This window comes from Kitasatospora sp. NPDC018058 (assembly GCF_044327205.1).
In the GTDB taxonomy this organism is placed as follows: domain Bacteria; phylum Actinomycetota; class Actinomycetes; order Streptomycetales; family Streptomycetaceae; genus Kitasatospora.
The window spans coordinates 48,503-73,277 of record NZ_JBIRFA010000040.1; the positions used below are offsets into that span (position 1 = coordinate 48,503).

Here is a 24,775-nt window from a genome sequence, read left to right on the forward strand (position 1 = left end):
TCAGCCCGCCGCCAGCTCGCGGGCCCGGGCGCGCGCCCAGTCCTCCGCGTGCAGGACGTCCTCCACCGTCAGGGAAGTTCCCGCCGCCGGCGCACCGTGCTCCGCCACGACCTTGGCAACAGTGTCCACGATCCCGGTGAAGGCGAGGCGGCCCTTCAGGAAGGCCTCCACACACTCCTCATTGGCCGCGTTGAACACCGCCGGCGCCGTACCGCCCAGCGTGCCCACCTCGCGGGCCAGCTCGACCGCCGGGAAGGCCTCGTTGTCCAGCGGGAAGAACTCCCAGGTCGCGGCCTTGGTCCAGTCACAGGCCGGGGCGGCGTCCGGCACCCGGTCCGGCCAGCCGATCCCCAGCGCGATCGGCATCCGCATGTCCGGCGGGCTGGCCTGCGCCAAGGTCGAACCGTCGGTGAACTCCACCATCGAGTGCACCACCGACTGCGGATGGACCACAACCTCGATCCGGTCGAACGGCACGTCGTACAGCAGGTGCGCCTCGATCACCTCCAGGCCCTTGTTGACCAGGGTGGCCGAGTTGATCGTGACGACCGGGCCCATCGCCCAGGTCGGGTGCGCCAGCGCGTCCTGCGGGGTCACCCCGGCCAGCTGCTCCCGGGTCCGGGTGCGGAACGGGCCACCGCTCGCGGTCACCACCAGCTTGCGGACCTCGGCCCGGGTGCCGCCGGCCAGCGCCTGGAACAGCGCCGCGTGCTCGGAGTCCACCGGCACGATCTGGCCCGGCTTCGCCACCGCCTTCACCAGCGGGCCGCCGACGATCAGCGACTCCTTGTTCGCCAGCACCAGCACCCGGCCCGCCTTCAGCGCGGCCAGCGTCGGCCGCAGGCCGATCGAACCGGTGATGCCGTTCAGCACCGAGTGGCACTCCATCCCGGCCAGCTCCGTCGCCGCGTCCGGCCCCACCAGCACGGCCGGCAGCGCACGGCCCGCCGCCTTCGCGGCCAGCGCCTCACGCAGCGCCGACTCGGCCGCCGGATCGGCCACCGCCACGGTGTGCACGCCCAGCCGCAGCGCCTGCTCGGCGAGCAGCTCCACCCGGCCGCCGGCCGCCGACAGGGCGACCACCCGGAAGCGGTCCGGGTTGCGGAGCACCACGTCGATGGCCTGGGTGCCGATCGAACCGGTGGAACCGAGGATCACCAGCTCCCTGGGGCCTGAGGGGTCCGCCACGGTGGGCGTGAAACGCAGCTGCGGGTGGGCGAGCGAAGTCATGCGCCCATTGTGTCCTGTTCGCGGCACTCCCCGGGACGACCGCCGACCCTTCGGACTACCGTCGAAGCCATGCGTACCGTCATCGCCGGGGGCCACGGACAGATCGCGCTGAAGCTGGAACGGCTGCTCGCCGACCGCGGCGACCGCCCGGCCGGGATCATCCGCCGCCCCGAACAGGCCCAGGACCTCGTCGACGCCGGCGCCGAGCCGCTGCTGCTCGACCTGGAGTCCGCGACCGCCCCGCAACTCGCCGCCCTGCTCGCCGACACCGACGCGGTGGTCTTCGCCGCCGGCGCCGGACCGGGCAGCGGCGCCGCCCGCAAGAACACCGTCGACCGCGACGCGGCCGTCCTGCTCGCCGACGCCGCCGAGCTCGCGGGCGTACGGCGGTACCTGATGGTCTCCTCGATGGGCGCCGACGCGGCCGCCCACCACCCCGACGACGCGGTCTTCGAGACCTACCTGCGGGCCAAGGGCGCCGCCGACGACGCGGTCCGCTCCCGCACCACCCTCGACTGGACGGTGCTGCGCCCCGGGCAGCTCACCGACGGCCCCGGCGCCGGGCTGGTCCGGCTCGCCCCCTCGGTGGCCCGCGGCGCGGTCGACCGGGCCGACGTGGCCGCCGTGCTGGCCGCGCTGCTGCGCGAGCCCGGCACCGCCGGGCAGACCCTGGAGCTGGTCGCCGGGAACGCCACGATCGCCGAGGCGGTCGCCGCGGCGGCCGGACACGACGGCTGAACGCGACGCAGGGCCCGGTCCGAGACGAACCGGGCCCTGCGTCGGCTGGCCCCGTCAGAGGCCGAGGCGGGTCAGAGGTCGAGGCCGGTCAGGACCATGACCTTCTCGACGGTGTAGTCGTCCATCGCGTACTTGACGCCCTCACGGCCGACGCCGGAGTCCTTGACGCCGCCGTACGGCATCTGGTCGGCGCGGTAGGACGGCGCGTCGCCGATGACCACGCCGCCGACCTCCAGCTCCCGGTGGGCGCGGAAGGCGGTCTGCAGGTCGTGCGTGAACACGCCCGCCTGCAGACCGAACGGCGAGTCGTTGACGGCCGCGAAGGCCTCGGCCACGCCGTCCACCTTGTGCAGCGACAGCACCGGGCCGAACACCTCGGCCTTGGCCAGGATCGCGTCGGCGGGCAGCTCGGCCAGCACGGTCGGGGCGTAGGTCGCGCCCTCGCGGGTGCCGCCGGTGAGCACCTTGGCGCCCTTGGCGACCGCGTCCTCCACCCAGGACTCCACCCGCTTGGCGGCGTTCTCGTCGACCAGCGGGCCGACGTCCGTCGCGTCGTCGTTGGGGTCACCGGTGACCTGGGCCTTGACCTTGGCCACGACCTTCTCCACCAGCGCGTCGTACACCGACGCGTCGGCGATCACCCGCTGCACCGAGATGCAGGACTGGCCGCCCTGGTAGTTGGCGAACATCGCGATCCGGGTGGCCGCCCAGTCCAGGTCGGCCTCCGAGGACCAGTCGGCGAGCACCACGGCCGCGGCGTTGCCGCCCAGCTCCAGGGTGGTGTGCTTGCGCGGCACCGAGTCCATGATCTGGTAGCCGACCCTGTCCGAACCGGTGAAGGAGATCACCGGCAGGCGCTTGTCCTGCACCAGGGCCGGCATCCGGTCGTTCGGCACGGTCAGGATCGACCAGGAGCCGACCGGCAGGTCGGTCTCGGCCAGGATCTCGCCCAGCACCATCGCCGACAGCGGGGTCGCCGGGGCCGGCTTGAGGATGATCGGGGCACCGACCGCGAGCGCCGGGGCGACCTTGTGGGCGACCAGGTTCAGCGGGAAGTTGAACGGGGCGATCCCCAGCACCACACCGCGCGGGAAGCGGCGCACCAGCGCGAAACGGCCCACGCCGCCCGGGTCGGTGTCCAGCCGCATCGTCTCGCCGTTGGTGCGGCGCGCCTCCTCGGCGGCCCAGCGGAAGACCGACACCGCGCGGCCGACCTCGCCGCGGGCCCACTTGATCGGCTTGCCGTTCTCGGCGGTGATCAGCTGGGCGAGCTCCTCGGTGCGCTCGGTCAGCCGCTTGGCCACGTGGTCCAGGGCGGCGGCCCGCTGGTGCGCCGGGGTCGCGGCGAACACCGGCAGCGCGGCGACGGCGGCGTCCAGCGCCTCCTCGACCTGCGCCTCGGTCGGGATGCTGACCTTGCCGACCAGACGGCCGTCCCAGCTGTTGTGCACCTCGAAGTCGGTGTCACCGCTCGCCCGGCGGCCGGCGAGCCAGAAATCGTACGTGGTGGTCACCGTGGTACCGGCCCTCTCCTCGTCGTCGTACGGCCCACAGGCGTGGGACCCGAACCCGAGGGTAGGTGCGAGGGCGCACAGACCGGATTGGCCGACTAGGAGCGTTCGGCTCCGGGGCCACTCCACAGCGTCCAGGCCGGTGTTCTATTCCTCCCCGGAGCGGAGCGCCAGCCACAGCTCCATCCGCACATCGGTGTCGTCCAGCGAACGGCCCAGCAGCTCCTCGACCCGGCGCATCCGGTAGCGCAGCGTGTGCCGGTGCACCCCGAGGTCGGCCGCCGCCGCGTCCCACTGACCGTGCCGGGACAGCCACGCCCGCAGCGAGGCCACCAGGTCACCGCGGGCCGTCCGGTCGTGCTCGCGCAACGGCCGCAGCAGCCCCTCCGCGAACGCCGTCACCGCGTCCTCCCCGAGCAGCGGCAGCAGCGAACCCGCGCCGACCTCCTCGTGGTCCACCGACCGCCGGCCACCGCGCAGCGCCACCGCCAACGCCCGCTCCGCCTGCGCGTGCGCCGTACCGGCCTCCTCCAGGGACGCCGGCGCCGAGACGCCCAGCGACAGGCCCTCGTGCTCCTCCACCGCGCCCAGACACGCCCGGTGCACCGCGCCGTTGTCCAGCGCCAGCACCATCAACCGCGGCCCGTGCGCGCCGTCCTCCCGCGCCACCAGCAGCTTCTCGCCCACCCGGGACCCCGCCTGCTCGGCCCGGTCACCCAGCTCCGCGAGCGCCTCCGCGGCGTCCGCGTTCGGCCCGGACCCGGCCACCAGGACCCGTATCGTCCCCTCCGGCAGGCCGCCGAACAGCCCCACCGCCACCTGACGGGCCGTCGCCACCTCGCCCGCCAGCACCATCCGCAGCAGCGCCGCACCCATCCGCTCCTCCGCCTGCCGCAGCTCGCGCGAGCGCTCCAGGGTGAGGGTCAGCAGCGCCACCGCCGCGTTCAGCACGTACCGCTCGGTCGGCGTGATCCGGTCCTCGGTCCCGACCGCCAGGAAACCCCGGGCCCGCCGGTCCGCCCCCAGCGACTGGACCACCACGTAGTCCTCGTCCGCCGTGTCTATCCCCGGCGCACGCCCCTGCAGCGCGGCACTCGACGGCGCCGGCCGCCGACGCAGCCGGTCCACCTCCGCCGCCAGCCGCCCCGCCCGGCGGGCCGCCCAGTCCGGCGCCACCACCGACAGCGCGCCCGACCCGTCGTACAGCGCCGCCCAGCCCCCCAGCCGCGCCGCCAACCGGCGCACCACGGCCGTCGTACCGTCCTTGCCGAGCGCCGCCCGGGTCAGCTCCTCCTGCGCCTCGAAGCTCGTCGTCACCGCCTCGTACTGCTCCGCGGCCAGCGCCGCCGACACCACCTTGCTGATCGCGATGAACGGCGTCGGCTCCGGCACCCGCAGCAGCGGCAGCCCCCGCTGCGCCGCCGCATCCACCAGCGGCTGCGGCACCTCGGTGTGCGACAGCCCCACCCCCAGCCCCAGCCCCACGACCCCGGCGTCGGCCAGCCGGTGCACGTACGCCTGCAGCTGCGCCGCCGTCCGGCCCAGCTTGATACCGGTGGTGAGCAGCAGCTCGCCACCCTCCAGGAACGGCGTCGGGTCGTCCAGCTCACTGGTGTGCACCCAGCGGACCGGCCGCTCCAGGTGGTCCGCGCCGGCGAGCACCGTCAGATGGAGCGAACTGTTGCGGACGACGGAGGCGAGTGTGGGGGGCATGGCACCTTCGGGGGGTCGACCTGACCGCGCCGTTGCGGCCGGGCGAGGAGAGGGATGTGGGACTGGTGAGGGTCTCTCCCCTTCATTATGGACGCCCCGGACAACCAGCACTGCCGAATCCACCTCGAAGGCGACTTCCCTCCCACCCCCTCCGCGGCCCCCGGCTCACCCCCGCAAGTCCACCAACAACGGCGGCACCTGCTCCCCCGACACCGCCGTCAGCGACACCACCGCGTGCCCCGCCGGCAACGCGTGCGCCAGATCCGACGGCGACCACCGCAACCGCTCCACATCCCGCGTCGTCACGGACTCGGTCTGCGCCGTCGTACCCGACAGGGCCTTCCGCCCGATACGGCCGGCGCGCCTTATCACTCCGCCGGAGGTGTCGGGCGTGTGGGTCACCGCGGTCTCCTGCACCAGGTGCGTCCCCCAGGCCTCCGAGAACAGCCGACCGTCCCACGGCGCGATGCCCGGGAAGGCCATCCGGCAGCCGACCGCACCGAACAGCGGCGCCCTCAGCGCCTCCGGCAGCTCCACCAGCGTCCGCAGCAACAGCACCGTGCCCGCGTTCGCACCGCGCATCCCCTGCAGGCCGCGAACGGAACCGGCGTCCAGCGCGGCGGAGGCGTCGTCCACCACCAGCCCGGCGAACAGCGAGCGGTCCTCGCGGGAGCCGGCCGCCTGCACGAACTGACCCACCACCAGCCGGGACAGCATCCGGGCGGCCTCCGGGTGGCTGCGCTCCGGCAGCTTCACCCGGACCCGCAGCGGGTGGTCCAACACCCGCATCGCGAACGGGGGGCGGCCGCCACCGTCGGTCGCGAAGGCGCCCTCGAAGGCGGGCCGGTCCAGCAGTGCCAGCCGGTCCGCGAGCAGCGCCCCGGGGTCGTCCGCCCGGCCGCGCTGGCGCTCCCGGTGCTCCAGGTCCCGCTCGTACACAGCCAGCCGACCGGCCGCACCGAGCCCCTTCACCAGCGCCGCCAGCGTGTCCGGGTCCCCGCTCAGCAGCGCGCGCAGCTCGCGCACCCCCGGGTAGCGGCGGAACGCGGCGTGGAACGGGCCGACCACCTGCTGCAGCGCCGTCCTGGCGTTCTCGGCGCGGGCCGTCAGCTCGTCCGGCAGCAGGGCGTCGGCCAGTCGGGCGGCCGCCTCGTCCGGGTCCTGCGCCACACCGTAGAGGTCCAGCCCGTACACCGAGGCCGGGTCGCCGGGGGTGATCACCACGTCGTACCAGGCGTCCGGGCCGAGGTCGGCGTCCGCCGCCCCGACCACCACCGCGCACGCGGTGCCGGCCAGCGCCTGCAGGCACAGCGCCTCGGCCACCGGCCGGGCCAGCCGCGCGGTCTTCCCGGTGCCGGCCGGGCCGACCGCCAGCAGCGAGGTGCCCAGCACCGCCGGATCCAACGCGAAGCCGGCCGCCCGGTGGCTCAGTGGGTTCTTCGGCACGTCCTGGGCAACGCCGAGGCAGACCTGACCGAGCAGCAGATCATGCCGCCGGGCCCGGCCGGGCAGCTCACGCGCCTCCGAGGGATGGGCGAACGCCGCCGCACCGCGGGCGGCCACCTGCTCGGTGAAGGCGGGCACGAACACCGGATCCGCCTGCGCGGACTCCCAGGCCCGCTGGATCCGCACGTAGTCGACGTCGCCGACCGCCTCGGCGTCCAGCCGCGCCGCCGCCTCGGTCGCCCCACCCTGGCGCAGCCTGGCCCAGGGGTCCTGCCCGCGGGTGGCCTCCGCCGCCGCACCGTCCTCCTCGCCGGGCGTCTCCTGGGTCACCGTGCGGGACAGCAGCGGGGCGACGTAGCGGCGCCACACCTCGGGCCAGCGGCCCATCCGGCCGAAGACCTTGATGACGGCACCCAGCACGAGGACGTTCAAGGTCAGCACCACGGACGTGGCGACGAAGGCCGACTGGGACGGCAGGACACCGATGAGAGTGGTTCCGTCCTTCGCGAACTCGACGCCGTAGACAAAGGCCAACCACCCCACCACCGCGTTGAGCCCCGCCCGCAGCAGCAGCGGCCAGGTCGGGACCTTGGCCGCCTCGGCGCGCTCCGGGTCGATACGGCGGTAGCCGAGCCGGTAGACGCCGGGTCCGGCGTCGGGGCGCGGGGCGGTGGCCCAGTCGGCGAGGTCGAAGGCGGGCGCGCCGGGCCGTTGGTGGGGAAGGGGGGTGGGGGGTCTGGTGGTGGTGCGCTCGCCGTGGTGGTGTGACCCGTCCTGTGCCATGTACGGCCCCGCTCCCTCGCCCGCCCGCCCGGCCCGACCGCCGTCGGTGCCGCCATACCCATGCCGCCGTACCGGCGACACGCCCGCGCTCAGGGTAGTGGAGCGGGGTCTGCGAGTAGTCGCGCCACCCGCGCTGGCCGCGTCGGACAAGTCGGACGGCGCAGTGCTACCGAGTGGCGCATGCCTGGTCGGGGACGGCGGCCGTAGCCTGCGAAGCACCGAGCCGAGAAGTCTGGAGATACCCATGAGCGCCGTAACGCCGCTCCCGCAGGAGCGCCGCCTGGTCACCGCGATCCCCGGTCCGAAGTCGCAGGAGCTGCAGGCCCGCAAGCTGGGTGCGGTGGCGGCCGGCGTCGGCACCACCCTGCCGGTGTACGTCACCCGTGCCAACGGCGGTGTGCTGGAGGACGTGGACGGCAACTCGCTGATCGACTTCGGCTCCGGCATCGCCGTGACCAACGTCGGCAACAGCGCCGAGGCCGTGGTGGCCAAGGCGAGCGAGCAGCTGGCCGCCTTCACCCACACCTGCTTCATGGTGACCCCGTACGAGGGTTACGTGGCCGTCGCCGAGCAGCTGAACGAGCTGACCCCGGGCGACCACGAGAAGCGCACGGCGCTGTTCAACTCGGGCGCCGAGGCGGTCGAGAACGCGGTGAAGATCGCCCGCGCCTACACCAAGCGCACCGCCGTCGTGGTGTTCGACCACGGCTACCACGGCCGCACCAACCTGACCATGGGCCTGACGGCGAAGAACATGCCGTACAAGCAGGGCTTCGGTCCGTTCGCCCCGGAGATCTACCGGGTGCCGGTGGCCTACCCGTACCGCTGGCTGACCGGTGCGGAGAACTGCGCCGCCGAGGCCGCCGCGCAGGCGATCGACATCATCAACAAGCAGATCGGCGCCGAGAACGTCGCGGCGATCATCATCGAGCCGATCCAGGGCGAGGGCGGCTTCATCGAGCCGGCCAAGGGCTTCCTGCCGGCCATCGTGGAGTACGCGCAGGCGAACGGCATCGTGTTCGTCGCCGACGAGATCCAGACCGGCTTCTGCCGCACCGGCCAGTGGTTCGCCTGCGAGGACGAGGGCATCGTCCCGGACCTGATCACCACCGCCAAGGGCATCGCCGGTGGTCTGCCGCTGGCCGCGGTGACCGGCCGCGCCGAGATCATGGACGCCGCGCACGCGGGCGGCCTGGGCGGCACCTACGGCGGCAACCCGGTGGCCTGCGCCGCCGCGCTGGGCGCCATCGAGACCATGAAGGAGCAGGACCTCGTCGGCAAGGCACAGCGGATCGGCGAGGTCATGCTGGGCCGCCTGCGCTCGATGCAGGAGAAGTTCGACATCATCGGGGACGTCCGCGGCCGCGGCGCGATGATCGCCGTCGAGCTGGTGAAGCCGGGCGGCAAGGAGCCGAACGCGGAGGCCACCGCGGCCATCGCCAAGGCCTGCCACGCCGAGGGCCTGGTCGTGCTGACCGCCGGCACCTACGGCAACGTGCTGCGCTTCCTGCCGCCGCTGGTCATGCCGGAGCACCTGCTGAACGAGGGCCTGGACATCATCGAGGGCGCGTTCGCGCTCCAGGGTGTCACCGCCGCCTGATCCAGGCGCCACCTGCCCGCCGGAGGGATGTCCGGACAGCGCTGAACGGCCCGTGGGGACCTCTGGTCCGCACGGGCCGTTCGGTTTGTACGGATCGGGGTTCGGCGGCCGGGCATGATCGACGGGACGGCCGGGAGGGCTGCCCGGGGCGGGGTGAAGATGATGTGCGGAATCGCTGAAGGCGCTCGGCGCGGAAGGGCGGGTGACGTAGTGTCATCGCAGATGGACAGCGAGCCTCAGCCATTGGCGGAGCTGCCGGCGGAGCCACCCCCAGGGGCGGGTCCGCGTAGGCGCCGCGAGGACAACCAGGCCGCCCCGCGAGGGGCGGCGCATACCGAAGGCCGATCGACCGACCGTCCGACCCACACCCCCCGGGGCGCACGGAACGGCGATCCTCAGAGCCGCCCCGGAGCTCTCCCCCCTGCTCCGGGGCGGCTGTCCGCCGTCCTGGGCCGGGCGGCGCGGTCGGTGGCGGTGCCGGTGGTGGCGGCGGTCGTGCTGCTGCTGGTGTCCTGGCAGGTGGCGGTGGACGGGCCGCTGCTGGGGCTGGACCACTTGGCCCGCCGGGCGGTGCGGGCGGCCCACCCGAACTCGCTGCTCGACCCCCTCGGCCACCTGTTGTCCGACCTGGGCAGCGCCGTCCCCGCCGTCCCGGTGCTGCTGGCGGCCGGGGCGCTGGCCGCCTGGTGGTGGCGTCGGGCGGGGGCGGCGCGCTGGTGGGTGCCGCTGCCGGTGGCGGTGCTGGCCTCGGGGTTGATCCCGCTGCTGGTGGTCCCGGCGAAGGCGGCGTTCGCCCGGCCGGGGCCGCTCGGGGATCCGCTGACGCCGGAGCAGTGGGGCTGGTACCCGTCCGGGCACACCGCGACCGCGACGCTCTCGTACGGGGTGGCGGCCTTGCTGCTGGCCCGGGTGGCCGACCCGCGGGCGGCCCGGGGGCTGACGGCGGGGGCGGTGCTGCTGGCGCTCGGGGTGGGCGCGGGGCTGGTGTGGAGCGACTTCCACTGGGCGCTGGACGTGGTGGCCAGCTGGTGCCTGGCCGTCCTGGTGCTGTGGGCGCTCGACCGGTGGCTGCCCCGGCCGGGCACCCGGAGGCCTCAGGCCTCGGACTCCTCGTTGCGGTGAACGAGGCCGGCCTCGCCGTTGTCGCGGTGCCATTCGACGACGAGTTCGTCACGGGCGCCGAAGCGGACGAGGTGGCGGCCGACCACGTCCTCCAGGCCGGGCAGGTTCTCGCGCTCGCCCTCGACGGTCAGCAGCAGCGCGTCCGGCTGGGCCTCCAGGGTGGCGGTGCCGGCGGTGAAGACGAGGCTGCCGCGGCCGGTCTCCGGGGAGAAGGACGTCTCGATCTTGCGGCTCATGTGGGCGGCGAGCTGCTTGGCGTAGCGGGCGGGGCGGTCGGTGGCGACGCGGGCGGTGGAAACGGGCATGGGCACTCCAAGGTCGGGGAGGGAACTTAGGGTCCCCTCACTGGAGCTACGCTAGCGCAGATGCTGAGCTAAGCTCAACATAATTCCCCGATCGCCTTCCGCTACCCCACCGCAGGCCTCCGACCGGCCGATACGCTTGGCCGGACGCCAGCCGAGGAGACCGCCGATGACCACCACGCCGACCGACGACCCGGCGGGCCCCTCCCCCGGCCCGGGACCGGACGCCCCGGGCAGCGCGGCCGAGCTGGCGGACGCGATGACCAGGGCGATCAAGCGGATCCGCCGCCAGACCGGCTGGCGGCTGGAGCCCTACGGCATCACCCCGGGCCAGGCCCGGGCGCTGCGCACGCTCGCCCACGCGCCCGGCTGCGACACCCCGGATCACGCGATGCGGCTGAGCGACCTCGCCGAGAAGCTGCACATCGCCCCGCGCTCGGCCACCACCGTGGTCGACGCCCTGCAGGAGGCCGGACTGGTCGAGCGCAGCCCCGACCCGGCCGACCGGCGGGCCGTACGGCTGCTGCTGACCGAGGCCGGCCGCGCGGCGGTGGAGCGGATCGTGCAGGTCCGGGACGAGGTGGCGCAGGAGTACTTCGGTGAGGTCAGCCCCGAGGACGAGGAGGTGCTGCTGCGAGTGCTGCGCTCCGCCGAGGCCCGCTTCCTCGCAGCCGGGCCGCCACGGCGCTCGGCAGACCCGGGCGCAGCGCGGTGATCCCGATCCCGGCGATCACCAGCAGTGCGGCCGCACCGGCCTGCGGGGTGATCCGCTCGCCGAGCAGCAGCCAGGCCGAGGACATCCCGAACACCGGCACCAACAGCGAGTAGGGCGCGACGGCCGTGGCGTCGTGGCTGCGCAGCAGGTAGCTCCAGGCGACGAAGCCGAACAGGGTGGACACCAGCCCGACGTAGCCGATCGCACCGAGCCCGCCGAGGGTGATCCCGCGCAGCGCGCGCAGATCGGCGTCCGGGCCCTCGACCAGCAGGGACAGGCCCAGCAGCGGCAGCGGCGGGACGGCGCTGACCCAGACCATCCAGCGCAGCGCGTCCGGCGGGGCGGCCTTGCGGGTCAGCACGTTGGACAGGCCCCAGGCGACGGCGGCCAGCACCACCAGGACGAAGGCGCCGAGCGGGCCGCCGAGGCCCTGGTCGAACGCGCTCAACGCGATGCCCGCGAAGGCGATCGCCAGGCCGAGCAGCCGCTGCCCGCCCGGGCGCTCACGCAGCAGGGCGGCCGCGAACAGGGCGGTGAAGCCGGCCTGGCCCTGAAGCACCAGGGAGGAGAGGCCGGCCGGCATCCCGGCGTGCATGCCCAGGAAGAGCAATCCGAACTTGACCACCCCGAGGACCAGGCCGACCGCCAGCACCCAGCGCCAGGCCACCTTGGGCGGGCCGACGAAGAAGACCGCGGGCACGGCGACCACGGCGAACCGCAGGGCGCAGAAGAGCAGCGGCGGGAAGCTGTCCAGACCGACGTGGATGAGGACGAAGTTGAGGCCCCACACGGCGGCCACCAGGACGGCCAGGGCGATGTGGCGGGGAGGCATGCCGTTCCGGACGGCGGGTGCTGCGGTCATGGGTCGAGCATGGCGGCTCTGGAACGTGTAGCACCAGCGATGAGTTCTGAAGGAAACACTTTAGGATCGCTGCATGATGGATCTGGGGCGTCTGCGGGCGCTGCACGCGGTGGCGGTGCACGGTTCGGTCGGCGGGGCGGCCGCCGCGCTCGGGTTCACGCCCTCGGCGGTCTCGCAGCAGATCGCCAAGCTGGAGCGGGAGACCCGGACGGTACTGCTGGAGAAGCAGGGCCGGGGCGTGGTGCTGACCGACGCGGCGCGCGAGCTGGCCGCCACCGCTCAGGCGGTGCTCGGGCTGGTGGAACAGGCCGAAGTGCGGTTGGAGGAGCAGCGCGGCCGCGCGGTCGGGCGGCTGCTGGTCGCCGCCTTCGCGACCGGCGCGCGCGGGCTGATGCCCGGGGTGCTGGCCGAGTTGCGGCGGCGCTGCCCGGAGCTGGACGTACGGCTGCTGGAGAGCGACCCGTACCCGGCGGCGGAGCTGGTGGCCCGGGGCGAGGTGGACCTGGCGCTGGTGCAGGACTGGCCGAGCGTGCCGCTGCCGGTGCAGGAGGGGCTGGCCCGGCTGGATCTCGGGACGGACCCGGTGGATCTGCTGCTGCCGGACGGGGACGATCTGGCGGCGCTGGACGCGGTACCGGTGGAGCGGCTGTGCGGGCAGCGCTGGATCAGCGTGCCACCGGGCAACATCTGCCACGACTGGCTGGTCCGCACCCTGCGCGAGGCCGGCGAGGAACCGGACGTGCACTACCAGGTCGGCGATTTCGAGACCCAGATCGCGCTGGTCGCGGCCGGTCTGGGGATGGCCGTGGTGCCCCGGCTCGGCCGTGGCCCGCTGCCGCCCGGGGTGGCAGCCCGCCCGGTGGCCTCGCAGCCGAGCCGACGGGTGTTCGCGCTCTGGCGGGTCCAGGCCTCCCGGCGGCCGGCGATCACCGAGGCGCTGGCGGCGATGCGGGAGTGCTGGAGCTCCCTTCCGGCTTAGCCGGCGAAGCCGATGACCAGCCACATGAAGCCGACCCCGGCGACGGTGCACAGCAGGGTGCTGCGCGAGGGGTGCGGGCTGTGCGCCTCCGGGAGGATGTCGGAGGTGGCCAGGTAGAGCAGGAAGCCGGAGAAGAAGCCCAGGTAGAGGCCGAGCAGGTGCTCCGGGATGGTGAAGGCCAGGGTGATCGCGGCACCGGAGACCGGGGCCAGCGCGTCGGCCGCGAGCAGGGTCAGCGCCCGGCGCCGGTTGTTCCCGTACAACCGGGTGATCGTGTACGTGTTGAAGCCGTCGGCGAAGTCGTGCGCGACCACCGCGATGGCCACCACCGTGCCGACCGTGGTCCCGGCCTGGAAGGCGGCGCCGATCGCGAAGCCGTCCATCACGCTGTGCCCGACCAGGGCCAGCGCGGCGGTCAGCCCGATGCCCTGGGCCCCGGCGTGGTGGGCGTGGGCGTGGTGGTGGCCGTGGGTGTGCTCGGCGTACTCGCCCTCGTGGCCGCGGTGGATGGCGACCGCGCGCTCGACCACGTGGATGGTGAGGAAGCCGACCGCGAACATCAGCAGTGCCTGCGGCACACCGTGCACCTCGGCCGGCGCCTGGTGGATGGCCTCGGGCAGCAGGTCGAAGGCGACCACGCCGAGCATCAGGCCGGCCGCGAAACCGAGTACCAAGTGGCGGCGGTCGCCGGTGCGCTGGGCGACGAAGCCGCCGATCAGCGTCATCAGGAACGCCCCGGCGGCGACCAGGACGGCGGTCATCGGGCCGCCTCCCGCGCCGGGTCCGCCGAATGGCCGGTGCCGCCGTGTGAACTGCCGAGCGCTCTGCCCATTCCTCTCCCCCTGGGGTCCGCCCGTGGCCGGGCCGACCGCCGACCGTACCGGACGGCCGTTCGAGGGTTATCGCCCGGGGGGGGGTGCCGGGGCCGGCGGGGTCCGGTCCTCAGCCTCGGTCCGGGGCCGACCGGGCGCCCGCCGGGTGGGCCGTCGGAGTGAACTCCGAGGCCGGGTCCGTCAGGCCTGTCCGGTCTGCTGCGCCCGTCAGGTCCGTCCGGCCGCTCAGAGGCCGGCGGCGAGCGGCAGACCGAGATGGGTGCGGGCGAGTTCGCGGACGCCGTCGCCGTCGATCAGGTGGATGTGCCGGTGGCTCTCCGCAGCGGTGAGGTTCAGGGCCTCGTCGGTGAAGCGGCCGGTGGTCAGCCGCAGGCCACGCTCGGCGGACTCCTCGGTGACGGCCTCGGCCAGGGTCGAGATCTGCTCGGCGGTCACCGGCGTGGCATCCCGGGAGGCCCAGACCACCCAGCGGCCGGGCAGCGCGCTGCCGGGGGATCCCTCGCCGGTGGCGACCAGCCCGGCCGGGCCGCGCAGCCGGACGCTCCACTCGGCCAACCCGCCCCGGGTGAGCAGGTCGCGCACCAGCTGGGCGAACTCATTGGCGGACAGGTCAGGCGCGGCCGGGACGGTGGCGCCCGCCCGGGCGGCCGGCTGGACGACCGTCCGGGCGTACGGATCCGGGGTGACGGCAGCGCCGAGCTGGCGCAACCGGACCAGGGCCTCGTCCTGCTCCGCGTCGGCGTAGACGCCCTCGTCGTCGCGCTCCTCGTAAGGGGTCCCCGGCGGCAGCAGCCGGGTGCGGGCCAGCGCGTCGCGGTCGGCGTCCACACTGAGCAGGCAGAGCGGCTCGGTCGCACCGGGCTCGCGCAGCCAGCCGTTGAGGACGACGCCGGCGAGTATCTCGTCGGTGTCGACGGCGTCGGCGGCCTGCAGGGCGCGAAGGGCGAGCCGGGCGACCAGCCGCAGGTAGTCGGTGGCCCGGTCCGCGGGCGGGCGCGGCACCGGGACGATGTCTCCGTCGGGGGCGAGCCGGTAGCCGCTGAGCGAGGGCACCAGGTCGAGCGGGGGCAGGTCGAGGTCCAGCACGGCGGTGCGGGTTAGCGGGCGGAAGACCGCCCGACAGGGGGCGGGGAGGTCCTGGGTGGCGGTCTCGGCGGCGGCCAGGGCCCGCTCCAGCAGCGACTCCACGGCGGCCGGCTCGGCCAGCCGGTAGGCGCGCCGGCACTCCTCCAGGCTCTCGTTGTACTCGCGCACGGCGCGGGCGCGGGCCTCCTCGGCCGCCTCGTGGGCGCGCCGGGACTCGTCGGCGGCCGGGCGGCCGGCCTCGGCCTGGCGGGTGCGCCACTCGCGCAGGGTGCGCTGGTGCGTCAGCCGGGCCTGGGCCAGTTCACGCTGGTAGCCGGAGTCGAGCAGGCGGCGGGACGGACCGCTCTCCGGGTCGGCCGCGGTCGGCTCGGCAGGGGCGAAGTCCTCCCAGCGGGGCTCGGGCTCGTCGAGGACCGTCGGACCGTCGGCCGGGTAGGGGCGGGGTTCGTAGTGGCGCAGCTGGCTCTCGAAGTCCATGGCCGAGACGGGTAGCGCGGCCCGCCGCAGCAGGTCGGTCAGCCGGTCGTGCTCGGCCTGGACGGTGAGCGTGCGGTGGTGGGTCAGGGCGGCGGCCCGGCCGTGCGCGGCGACTCCGTCCCCGGGGTCGGAGGAGCTGGGGTCGGCGGAGCCGGGGTCGGCGGAGCCGGAGGCGGACGGGCCGCCGCCCGGATCGCCGGCCGGAGTACCGGTTGGCCGACCGGGGACGGACGGACCCTCACCTGCCGTCTCCCCGCCCGGACGGCCGGGCCCGGGCGGGGAGGCGGCGTCGCCCGACTCCGGGCCCTGGTCGGCGCCGAGGTCGCGGAAGACCGAAGCGAGGAAGCCCGGTTGGGGGAACTGGGCGGTGGCGGCGCCGTCGGACTGGCCGTCTGCTGAGTACTGCATCGGTCGTCGTTCCCCCATGCTCGTCCGGCGCCTGCCCGGGGCGGCCGACCGGCCCTCGGCCCCGCCCCTGCCGGACATTGTCCACCGAACGGGCGCAGCGGTCAGCCAAGCCGGTCAGTTGGTCCGGGTGTTGGTGAGGTGCAGGCCGATGTAACCGACGTAGATCCGGCCACTGCCGGAGCAGTCGTCCAGGTAGTGCAGCCGGGGCGCGGTGCGGCCGCCGCCGATCCGCAGGTGCGCGCCCATGAACGCGCGCCGGGAGGCGTCCACGCATTCCGGGACCGGCAGCATCCGCTCACGTTTCCACTTGGTGTGGCTGAAAACCGTCCGGGACTCCCCGCGCACCGCCTTGCGGGGCGGGAAGCGGTGGCAACCGTCCGGGGTGTGCTCGCACCACTGTTTGAAGTCCCCGCCGGCCGCGCCGCGCACGGCCGCCTCGGCGTACTCCTGCAGGGCCGTCAGACCGTCCCAGGCGAGTCGGGCCCAGCCGGCACCGGCGCACTGGAGGCCGTCCAGGGCGAGCGCGGACTTCTGGTCGCCGGTGAAGGTGAGCAGCGGGAACTCGCCGAGCCTGGCCATGAGTTCGGTGAAGGTCTCGGGCTTGCCGATCCGCCCGGCGGGCTGGGCGGAGGGGCGGCGGCCGACGGCCGGGCCGGCGCCCGGGGTGGTGCAGTGGCGGCCGGTCAGGCCGCGGGCGCCGGTGCGGAGGCGGCCCTCGTGGCCGTCCCGGGGCTGGCCGCGGTCGCGCCGCTCCAGGCGCAGGGTGTGCCGGACCCGCTCCAGCTCGTCGGCCCTGGCCTGCTGCTCGGCGCGGTCCTGCTGCTCCTCGCGGGCGAGCGCGGCCAGTTCGGCGGCCGTGTCGGCAGCCGTGTCGGCGGTGACATAGGCGGTCGCGTCGGCCGACGCGGCCATGGACTGCCGGGCGGCCGAGCGGAGCTGCGGCGACGGGACCCGCAGCACAGGGACGGCCGCGAGCGGCGGCGGCGACGGCTGGTCGGCGGCCAGGCGGCGCGGCTCGCGGGCGAGCAGGCCGGCGGCGCGGCGGAGATCCTGTTCTATTCGGCCCCGGGCGAGTACCGGATGTCGGACGCCGTCCTGCCGGGAGGCCGGGTCGACCTCGGGCAGGTAGGTGCGCACCGCCCCGCCGTACACGGTGTGGTACTCCAGCGCGACGTTGAAGCCGGTGCGGGCGCCGGGGTCCAGTACGTAGGCGGTGGCGAGGCCGGGCAGCTGCTGGCAGAGCGGACGGACGACGTCCTCGACCCAGTGGTCGAGCGGGAGGTTCACCGGCACGCTGGCGACCACGGTGGGCAGTCGGCGCTCCGGGTCGCACAGCTCGTCGATCAGGCCGTCGACCTCGTCGGCCGTGATCACCCGGGGCGCGGGGTGGACGGCGGCCGGGCCGTCGGTGGCGTCGAGCAGCGGGAGCAGGGTGCGGGCGAGTTCGGGCACCGGCACCCGACAGGGGGTGCGGACACCGCTGCCGGTGCTGTGGGTCTCGGCCTCCAGCCGGAACCAGGTGCAGCCCTCTGCACCGGTGGCGACGGTGAGGGTGAGCTGCCGGGTGCCGTGCGGGGCCGGGGTGCGCAGGCGGCGGCGGTCGTAGCGGCCGGCGCCCGACGGGCCGCGCAGCGGGCCGTGGTCCCGGTCCAGCAGGACGCGGTCGCCCAGGCGGAGGCGCTCGGCGGCGAGGGGTGTCCCGGTGGGGGGCCTTCCGTCGGAGTCCTGCCCGCCGGGGGCGCGGAGGGCCGGTGGGGGTTCCTCGCAGCCCTCCTGCTTCAGCCAGGAGGCGAGCTGTTCGTCGGCCAGGGCGACGGCCTCGGCGTGCGGAAGCGCGGTGGTGACAGTCATCCGGTAGGGCATCGCTGGGCTGCGGGGGCCGGGTAGGTCGGCACCGGCGGGCGACGGCGAGCGGTCTGAAGTCATGCGCATACCTCCGTGGTGCGGGGTGGGGTCTGGTGTCCTCCATCGATGGTTTTCGTCCGGTTCGGCCGGATCCTTGCCCAGGAAACGCCACGGCCCGGAGCGGAAGTTCCAACTCCGGGGCGCGACACTACGTTCGAGTGAATCTACTCAAGCCGTCTTCCGCGTGGCGCGACTGCTCGGCTACGGAAGGCGACGGGGGAAGGACCATCCGGGGCGGCCTCAGGCCTCGGCGGTTCCGGCGCCGCTGCGGCTCCAGGCGGGCTCCGCGACCGGTACGGCCAGCGGGCGACCCCCGGGGGCGGCGTAGCTCGCGATCAGTACCACGGGTTCGGTGCCGAAGTTGCGGCCCTCGTGGATGTGGACCGGTCCGGCCTCCTCGACCAGCGAGTCCCCGGCCCGGCTGACCTCGACCCGCCCGTCGTACAGGGTGCGGGTCAGCGTCCCGGAGAGCACCACCACCTCGACCCGACCCGGGTGGTAGTGCCAGCCGGTGCCGGCGCCCGGGGGCAGGGTGATGGTCCGGACGAGGGGCATCGGGGGCAGCTTCCTGATCGACGGCCGGATCAGGCTAGGCAGGCCCTCCGCGCACCGAAACGGACCAGGCGCGATCTGGCCGAATATGTGTCCGGAAGGCAGTGCACCCGATGGGATCCCCGGGATCCGTGGGACCTGCGGGACCTGTGGGACCCGCGGGAGCCATGGGTCAGACCGGCACCTCGACGTAGGTTCGGCCGGCCGGGACCGCCACCGAGGTACCGCCGGTCGCCTCGGCCAGCCAGGTGTGGAAACCGGCCACTTCCGGCTCCGGCACGCCCACCTCGATCCGCACCCCGGCGGCCTCGTAGGCGAGGTCGCTCACCGCGTACCCGGCGGCCCGCAGGTCGTTCTCCACCCGCCCGGCGCGCACGTGGTCCGCCGTCACCGCGAGCAGCGCCACCGGCCGCCGCTCCAGCAGGCCGATCTCGTCGACCGCCTCCGACACCGCGTTCCCGTACGCCCGCACCAGGCCGCCGGCTCCGAGCTTGATCCCGCCGAAGTACCTGGTCACCACGGCGACGGTGTCGGTCAGGCCGCGCCGACGCAGCACCTCCAGCATCGGCACCCCGGCCGTGCCGCCGGGCTCGCCGTCGTCGTTGGAGCGCTCGCGGCGCTGCTCGTCGCCGACCACGAAGGCGGTGCAGTTGTGCCGGGCGTCCCAGTACTGCTTGCGGATGCCGGCGATGAAGGCCTGCGCCTCGTCCTCGTCGGCGACCCGGGCCAGGTGGCAGATGAAGCGGGACTTCTTGATCTCGATCTCGTGGCTGCCGGCCCGCCGGATGGTGAGGTACGGCCTGGCGGTCGGTTCCGGCGTGGCGGACATGGCGCGGTGGTTCTCCCGGGAACGGCGACGGCTGACGGCGCGCACCCCGGATGTCCGGGGCGGCACCGCCAGCCTAGTTGGCGCGCGGCCGGCGGGTCGGCGGTCAGTGGCCAGTAGCCAGTGGGTCAGTGGGTCAGTGGCCGGCGGGTCAGTGGCCTAAGGGTCAGCGGCCCGAGGGTCAGCGGCCGGCCAGGGCGTCCAGCTGCGCGCGGTCGAGGCCGGTCAACGCGGTGACCTCGGCCGGGTCGACGGCGCCGCAGTCCAGGCCGCGCAGCAGGTAGCCGCTGAGCGCCCGGGCGGTGGCCGGCTCGTCCATCACGTCCCCGCCCGTCTTGGCGACGTACGCGGCCAGCCGGGCGGCGGCGGCCGCCAGGCCCTCGCGGTAGAAGGAGTACACCGCGACGTAGCGGGTCGGCAGGTGCGCCGGGTGCATGTCCCAGCCCTGGTAGTAGGCGCGGGCCAGCGAGCGGCGGACCAGGTCGTGGTGGAGCTTCCAGGCGGCGTGCACCTGCTCGGTGGAGCCGGTGGGGATGACGTTGGTCGAGCCGTCGGAGAGCCGGACCCCGGTACCGGCCGCGGCCACCTGCATGACCGCCTTGGCGTGGTCGGCGACCGGGTGGTCCATGCTCTGGTGGGCCGCGCTGACCCCGCAGGAGGCGCTGTAGTCGAAGGTGCCGTAGTGCAGGCCGGTGGCGCGGCCCTCGGCGGCCTCGATCATCAGGGCGACGGTGGCCCGGCCGTCCGGGCCGAGGACGGCCTGGGTGGTCTCGATCTGGATCTCGAAGCCGATCCGGCCGGCCGCCAGCCCGGCACGACGCTCGAAGTCCTCCAGCAGCCGGACCAGGGCGGTGACCTGCTCGGCGTAGGTGACTTTGGGGAGCGTCAGCACCAGGCCGTCCGGCAGCCCGCCGTTCGCCAGCAGGGTGACGAGGAAGAGCTCCAGGGTGCGGATGCCGCGGGCGCGTACGGGCGCCTCCATGCACTTGACCCGGATGCCGATGTACGGCGGCGCGCTGCCCTCGGCCACCGCGGCGGCGACCAGTTCGGCGGCGCGCACGGCGGCGGCGTCCTCCTCGACGTCCGGGCGGGGGCCGTAGCCGTCCTCGAAGTCGATCCGCAGGTCCTCGATCGGCTCGCGCCGCAGCTTGGCGCGGACCCGGGCGTGCACGTCGGCGAGCAGTTCGTCGTCGGCGACGCCGAGGGCGCGGGCCAGCTCGACGGGGGTGCCTGCGTGGGTGTCGAAGGCCTCCAGGGCCTGGCGGCCCCAGTCCCGTACGGTGTCGGCACCGAAGGCGTCGGCCGGGACGTAGACGGTGTGCACCGGCTGCCGGGTGCCGGGGTCACCCGGGTAGCGGCGCGCCAGATCGGCGTCCACCGGGGCGAGCAGCGTCTCCACGGCGGCGCGGGCGGCGGCGGAGAAGGAGGCCCCACCCGTCGGCCCGGTTCCGTCGACCTCGACCTGCGACATCCGCACTCCTCCATGCCGAATCCATGCCGAACCTTCGCTTCAACAATTTGTTGAGGCGAAGGTAGCTCCGGCGGGGTCGGGCGTCAATGGTCGACCGAGCGGTGGACGGGCCGTGTCGGCGCGGGCTCAGTCCCTCCCGGCGGCGGCGTAACGGTCGCGCAGCAGCGGGTAGAGCTCGGCGACCTCCTTGGGGTGGACCGAGCCGTCCGGCCCCTTGCCGGTGATGCCGTACTCGCTGGTCAGCCAGGCGGCGAGGCGCTGCGGGTCAGGCTGGTGGCCGTGGTTGTCCATGTACGAGACCAGCGCGTCGTAGGCGGTGTCCTGGTCGAGGGGCGCGGCCGCCGGGCGGTGTTCGGGCTGCTCGGCTTGGACAGGCTCCTCGGCCGCAGCGGGCTGCTCGGGCTGGGTCGACCGCTCGGCCTGCGTGTGCTGGGCGGCGGCCGGGGCCGACTGCGGCTCCACGGTCGGCTCGGGCTGCGGGGCGGCCGGACGCTGGGCCTGCGGCCGGGGCGCCGGGGCGGGCACGGGCTCCTCGGCGACCGGGCGCGGCGGCTTGAACCACGGCGAGGCCTGGCCGGGCACCCGCCCGCCCGGGGCGGGGTCGGCCGAATGGCCGGTGGTGCGGACCGGGCGCTCGGTCCAGACGTTCAGCTCCTCGGCGCGCGGCTGCGGGGCGGCCTCGGCCGCCTCCCCCGGCTCCTGGGCGGCACGCAGCCGGACGGCGTGCAGCTTGGCCAGCATCGGCGCGGCGACCTCGGGCGACATCGGCGCGGCAGGCGCGGGGGCCTGGACCTCGGCGGAGGCCTGCGGCTGGGACTGTGGCTGGGCCTGGGCCTGAGCCTGAGCCGGTTCGGGCTGAGGATGCTGGGCCCGCTGTGGGTGCTGGGGTCCCTGCTGCGGGCCTGCGGTGGCGGCGGGGGCCGGAGCCGGGGTGCCGACGGCGCGGACCGCCGGGGCGATCGCCGCGGCCGCGCGGCTCTGCTGGAGCTGGAGTTCGAGCTCCTTGGCCTCCTTCTCCGCCCGGACCTCCTTGGCCTCGCGCTCGCGGGCCTCCTCGTCCAGCCGGTCGAGCAGCGACGGGTCCAGCGGAACGCCGAACTTGGCGAGCTTGAGCGGCAGCAGCGCCTGGATCGGCGCCGAGCGGCGCCAGCCGCGGCCGTACCGGAAGCGCAGCTGCGCGCGGTAGACCAGACGGTTCTGCTCCAGCCTGATGACCTCCTCGTAGGAGCGGAGCTCCCAGAGCTTCATCCGCCGCCAGAGCCGGAAGGTCGGCACCGGGGAGAGCAGCCAGCGCATCACCCGGACCGACTCCATGTGGCGGTCCGCCGTGATCGCCGCGATCCGGCCGACCGCGTGCCGGGAGGCCTCGACCACGACGACGAACAGCACCGGGATGACGGCGTGCATCCCCATGCCGAGCGGGTCGCCCCAGGAGGCGGCCGCGTTGAAGGCGATGGTGGCGACGGTCAGCAGCCAGGCCGTCTGACGCAGCATCGGGAAGGGGATCCGCAGCCAGGTCAGCACCAGGTCGAGGGCGAGGAGCACGACGATGCCCGCGTCGACGCCGATCGGGAAGGCATAGGAGAAGGCACCGAAACCTTTCTCCTGGGCCAGCTCGCGCACCGCGTTGTACGAGCCCGCGAAACCGATGCCCGAGATGATGCAGGCACCGGCCGCGACCAGGCCGAGCAGGCCGCGATGGGCCTTGGTGAGCGTTGGGCGTGCCATTACGTCTATCAACCCCTGGATGTCGGCCGCTGGCGTACGCGCCTCGGCTGCCGGGTCCCGCCAGTCGGGATGCCGGACGGCTGAGCAACCTCCGGGCTCGGCCCATCGGAGTTTACTCGTACGCGTGTTTCAGCGTTTCCGCAGGCTGGAGTGTCACAGTGTGGAGCACCCCGCCCGCCGGGGTCGGGCGGACCGTCAGTGGCTCTGCCCCGCCGTGCCGTTGAGGTAGGCAAGCACGGCCATCACCCGGCGGTTGGCGTCCTCGTCCGGGGCGAGCTCGAGCTTGCTGAAGATGTTGGCGATGTGCTTGGCCACGGCGCCGTCGCTCACCGAGAGCCGGGCGGCGATCGCCGAGTTGGAACAGCCCTCGGCCATCAGCTCCAGCACCTCGCGCTCGCGCGGGGACAGCCCGAGCAGCGGACCGGGTCGGCGCGAGGTGGTCTGCATCAGCTTGGCGATCACGTCCGGGTCCATCGCCGTCCCGCCCGCCGCCACCCGGCGGACCGCGTCGATGAACTGCCCGGCGTTGAACACCCGGTCCTTCAACAGGTAGCCGATCCCGCCCGTGCCGTCGGCCAGCAACTCCCGCGCGTACAGCTGCTGGACGTGCTGGGACAGCACCAGCACCGGCAGGCCCCGAATCTCCCGGCGGGCCTGGAGCGCGGCCTGCAGTCCCTCGTCGGTGAGCGTCGGGGGCAGCCGGACGTCGACCACGGCGACGTCCGGGCGGTGGGTCAGCAGCGCCTCCAGCAGTTCGGGGCCGGTCTCCACAGCAGCCGCGATGGTGAAACCGTGCGCTTCCAGCAGACGGATCAGGCCTTCGCGAAGGAGGTAGAGGTCCTCGGCGAGGACAACTCGCACGGCAACTCCAAGGTGATGGTGGTCGGACCGCCCGACGTGCTGTCGATGGCGAGAACACCGTCGAAGGTACCCAATCGACGCTCGATCCCGCGCAGGCCCGTGCCCCGCGAAGGGTCCGCCACGCCCACGCCGTCGTCCGTCACCGTGACCCGCAGGAACCCGGCCCGGTACAGGATGTCCACCCACACCTGGTCCGCCCCCGAGTGCTTGGCCGCATTGGCCAGCAGCTCGCAGATGCTGAAGTAGACGGCCGCCTCCACCGGGGCCGGCAGCCGGTCCGGCAGGCTGACGAACACCTCGGTCGGCAACGCGCTGTCCAGCGCCAACGCCCGGACGGCATCGCCCAGTCCGCGCTCGGCGAGCACCGGCGGGTGAATACCGCGGACGAGGTCGCGCAGCTCCTGCAGTGCCCGGGCCGAGGACTGCCGTGCCTCCGAGAGGAGCTCCCGTGCGGCCGCCTGGTCGGTGTCCATCAGGTGCTCGATGGTGCCCAACGTCATCCCGATCGCGACCAGCCGAGCCTGGGCGCCGTCGTGCAGATCGCGCTCGATCCGCCTCAACTCGGCCGCCTGGTTGCCCACCGCGTCCGCCCGGGTCTCGGTCAACTCGGCCACCCGCTTGGTCAGCTGGGCGTGCGTCGCCCGGCCGTCCTGGTCCAGCACCCGGCGGGCCGCCTCCGCGTACCCGCGCACCGCGAACGGTGCCACGAGTATCCCGGCGACGATCATGCCGATGCCGACCACGCTGCTCAGCAGGATCGACGTCATGCGCGGGCTCAGCGGGCCGTAGCCGCCCCCGGGAACCGGCCCCGCCAGGGTGTAGGCCGTGCCCAGCACCAGCAGCAGGACCACCGGGCCGGCCAGGGCGACGGCGAGGACGGGATTCACCACCAGCCAGGCCAGCTCAGCGCGGGTGGTGCGGTCCCGCAGGCCCCAGTGGACCAGCTGCGCATACTTCGCGACCACCTGCGAGCGGTGATACGAGTACCCCGTCCACCAGTGGCCGCGGTCGTCCAACTCGAGCTCCGGCCGCGGCTCGTAGGCCACCGGAAGACGTATGCCGTACCAGCGCTCCAGGAACCCGCGCGTACGGTCCGCGGTCTTGCGGACGTAGGCGGTGGCCACCACCGAGCCAGCCCCCGCGCCGACCCCGAGCGCGACCAGGGACACCCCGTAGTAGTACTCCTGGAACTGGGCCGTCAGCACGCCGGTGAGGATGGCCGCCGCCACCGGCAGCACGAACCCCGGGATCGCGGCCAGCACCACCTGAGCCAGCCGAGCCAGCCCCTGGCCGCCGGCCTCGAAGGCCGCCCGGGTCGCCGCACGTACGGACGTGCCGCTCGTACGAGTCACTGTGGTCACGCAAGCTCCTGATGCCGGTACCGATCGTCCTTCATCAGTGTTCACGAACGACCCGCTCGGGACACTGGCCATGGCACCCCAAATCCGAGGTGGACCTAGGACTACCTGCCGGTGGTCGGAGCAACACCTGCCGATCGGGAGAGTCCGGAAACGCGAAAAGGCCCACCCGGTAAGCCGGGTGGGCCTTTTCTGAAGAATTGTTCGGCGGCGTCCTACTCTCCCACAGGGTCCCCCCTGCAGTACCATCGGCGCTGTGAGGCTTAGCT

At 74.2% G+C, this 24,775-nt stretch carries 20 protein-coding genes; 5 read left to right on the forward strand and 15 right to left on the reverse strand.

Features of this window, described 5'->3' with window-relative positions:
• The gene (gene dxr / locus ACH4E7_RS36210) at positions 1-1,230 is read right to left on the reverse strand and encodes a 1-deoxy-D-xylulose-5-phosphate reductoisomerase (RefSeq protein ID WP_355674590.1); all 1,230 of its coding nucleotides are present in this window, start codon (positions 1,228-1,230) and stop codon (positions 1-3) included.
• Between the two features lie 69 nt (positions 1,231-1,299).
• On the opposite strand from dxr, the gene ACH4E7_RS36215 reads away from it, so the two are divergent.
• The gene (locus ACH4E7_RS36215) at positions 1,300-1,968 is read left to right on the forward strand and encodes an NAD(P)H-binding protein (RefSeq protein ID WP_396253434.1); all 669 of its coding nucleotides are present in this window, start codon (positions 1,300-1,302) and stop codon (positions 1,966-1,968) included.
• 71 nt (positions 1,969-2,039) lie between these two features.
• On the opposite strand, the gene ACH4E7_RS36220 is transcribed toward ACH4E7_RS36215, so the two are convergent.
• The 3 genes from ACH4E7_RS36220 to ACH4E7_RS36230 all read right to left on the reverse strand — a co-directional run bounded on the left by ACH4E7_RS36220 (position 2,040) and on the right by ACH4E7_RS36230 (position 7,421).
• On the reverse strand, positions 2,040-3,482 hold the full coding sequence (locus ACH4E7_RS36220; RefSeq protein WP_396253435.1) for an aldehyde dehydrogenase family protein: 1,443 nt from the start codon (positions 3,480-3,482) through the stop codon (positions 2,040-2,042).
• A gap of 144 nt (positions 3,483-3,626) precedes the next feature.
• Complete coding sequence (locus tag ACH4E7_RS36225; protein WP_396253436.1) at positions 3,627-5,192, reverse strand: PucR family transcriptional regulator; 1,566 nt, start codon at positions 5,190-5,192, stop codon at positions 3,627-3,629.
• A gap of 165 nt (positions 5,193-5,357) precedes the next feature.
• Positions 5,358-7,421 (reverse strand): ATP-binding protein, encoded by a 2,064-nt coding sequence (locus ACH4E7_RS36230; RefSeq protein ID WP_396253437.1) that lies wholly within the window; start codon positions 7,419-7,421, stop codon positions 5,358-5,360.
• Between the two features lie 244 nt (positions 7,422-7,665).
• Between ACH4E7_RS36230 and gabT the strand changes: the two genes are divergently transcribed.
• Both gabT and ACH4E7_RS36240 read left to right on the forward strand, forming a co-directional pair.
• Entirely contained in the window at positions 7,666-9,021 is a 1,356-nt protein-coding gene (gene gabT, locus ACH4E7_RS36235; RefSeq protein WP_396253438.1) for a 4-aminobutyrate--2-oxoglutarate transaminase, read from the forward strand.
• Positions 9,022-9,489: 468 nt separating this feature from the next.
• Positions 9,490-10,143, forward strand: a complete 654-nt coding sequence (locus ACH4E7_RS36240) for a phosphatase PAP2 family protein (protein WP_396253439.1) — start codon at positions 9,490-9,492, stop codon at positions 10,141-10,143.
• Here ACH4E7_RS36240 and ACH4E7_RS36245 read toward each other — a convergent pair.
• Positions 10,116-10,448, reverse strand: a complete 333-nt coding sequence (locus ACH4E7_RS36245; protein ID WP_396253440.1) for a DUF2218 domain-containing protein — start codon at positions 10,446-10,448, stop codon at positions 10,116-10,118. The genes ACH4E7_RS36240 and ACH4E7_RS36245 overlap by 28 nt on opposite strands.
• 166 nt (positions 10,449-10,614) lie before the next feature.
• Here ACH4E7_RS36245 and ACH4E7_RS36250 point away from each other — a divergent pair, with 166 nt between their 5' ends.
• Positions 10,615-11,160 (forward strand): MarR family winged helix-turn-helix transcriptional regulator, encoded by a 546-nt coding sequence (locus ACH4E7_RS36250; protein ID WP_396253441.1) that lies wholly within the window; start codon positions 10,615-10,617, stop codon positions 11,158-11,160.
• On the opposite strand, the gene ACH4E7_RS36255 is transcribed toward ACH4E7_RS36250, so the two are convergent.
• A complete protein-coding gene (locus ACH4E7_RS36255) occupies positions 11,051-12,022 on the reverse strand; it encodes an EamA family transporter (protein ID WP_396253442.1) in 972 nt (323 codons plus the stop codon). The two genes, ACH4E7_RS36250 and ACH4E7_RS36255, sit on opposite strands and share 110 nt — an antisense overlap.
• A gap of 73 nt (positions 12,023-12,095) precedes the next feature.
• Here ACH4E7_RS36255 and ACH4E7_RS36260 point away from each other — a divergent pair, with 73 nt between their 5' ends.
• A complete protein-coding gene (locus tag ACH4E7_RS36260) occupies positions 12,096-13,001 on the forward strand; it encodes a LysR substrate-binding domain-containing protein (RefSeq protein ID WP_396253443.1) in 906 nt (301 codons plus the stop codon).
• On the opposite strand, the gene ACH4E7_RS36265 is transcribed toward ACH4E7_RS36260, so the two are convergent.
• The 9 genes from ACH4E7_RS36265 to ACH4E7_RS36305 all read right to left on the reverse strand — a co-directional run bounded on the left by ACH4E7_RS36265 (position 12,998) and on the right by ACH4E7_RS36305 (position 24,509).
• Entirely contained in the window at positions 12,998-13,762 is a 765-nt protein-coding gene (locus tag ACH4E7_RS36265; protein WP_396253444.1) for a ZIP family metal transporter, read from the reverse strand. The two genes, ACH4E7_RS36260 and ACH4E7_RS36265, sit on opposite strands and share 4 nt — an antisense overlap.
• 297 nt (positions 13,763-14,059) lie before the next feature.
• Entirely contained in the window at positions 14,060-15,805 is a 1,746-nt protein-coding gene (locus ACH4E7_RS36270) for a restriction endonuclease (protein WP_396253445.1), read from the reverse strand.
• Positions 15,806-15,919: 114 nt separating this feature from the next.
• Positions 15,920-17,656 carry a hypothetical protein gene (locus ACH4E7_RS36275; RefSeq protein WP_396253446.1) on the reverse strand — a complete coding sequence of 579 codons (1,737 nt, stop codon included), beginning with the start codon at positions 17,654-17,656 and terminating at the stop codon, positions 15,920-15,922.
• A gap of 294 nt (positions 17,657-17,950) precedes the next feature.
• The gene (locus tag ACH4E7_RS36280; RefSeq protein WP_396253447.1) at positions 17,951-18,265 is read right to left on the reverse strand and encodes a cupin domain-containing protein; all 315 of its coding nucleotides are present in this window, start codon (positions 18,263-18,265) and stop codon (positions 17,951-17,953) included.
• Between the two features lie 169 nt (positions 18,266-18,434).
• Positions 18,435-19,091: a YigZ family protein gene (locus tag ACH4E7_RS36285; protein ID WP_396253448.1), complete on the reverse strand. Its 657-nt coding sequence runs from the start codon at positions 19,089-19,091 to the stop codon at positions 18,435-18,437.
• Positions 19,092-19,269: 178 nt separating this feature from the next.
• Complete coding sequence (locus tag ACH4E7_RS36290; protein ID WP_396253449.1) at positions 19,270-20,559, reverse strand: DUF6986 family protein; 1,290 nt, start codon at positions 20,557-20,559, stop codon at positions 19,270-19,272.
• Positions 20,560-20,685: 126 nt separating this feature from the next.
• Positions 20,686-22,287 carry a DUF2637 domain-containing protein gene (locus tag ACH4E7_RS36295; RefSeq protein WP_396253450.1) on the reverse strand — a complete coding sequence of 534 codons (1,602 nt, stop codon included), beginning with the start codon at positions 22,285-22,287 and terminating at the stop codon, positions 20,686-20,688.
• A gap of 195 nt (positions 22,288-22,482) precedes the next feature.
• A complete protein-coding gene (locus ACH4E7_RS36300; RefSeq protein ID WP_396253451.1) occupies positions 22,483-23,148 on the reverse strand; it encodes a LuxR C-terminal-related transcriptional regulator in 666 nt (221 codons plus the stop codon).
• Positions 23,100-24,509: a sensor histidine kinase gene (locus tag ACH4E7_RS36305; RefSeq protein WP_396253452.1), complete on the reverse strand. Its 1,410-nt coding sequence runs from the start codon at positions 24,507-24,509 to the stop codon at positions 23,100-23,102. The genes ACH4E7_RS36300 and ACH4E7_RS36305 overlap by 49 nt, the downstream gene beginning before the upstream one ends.
• Between the last annotated feature and the right edge of the window lie 266 nt (positions 24,510-24,775).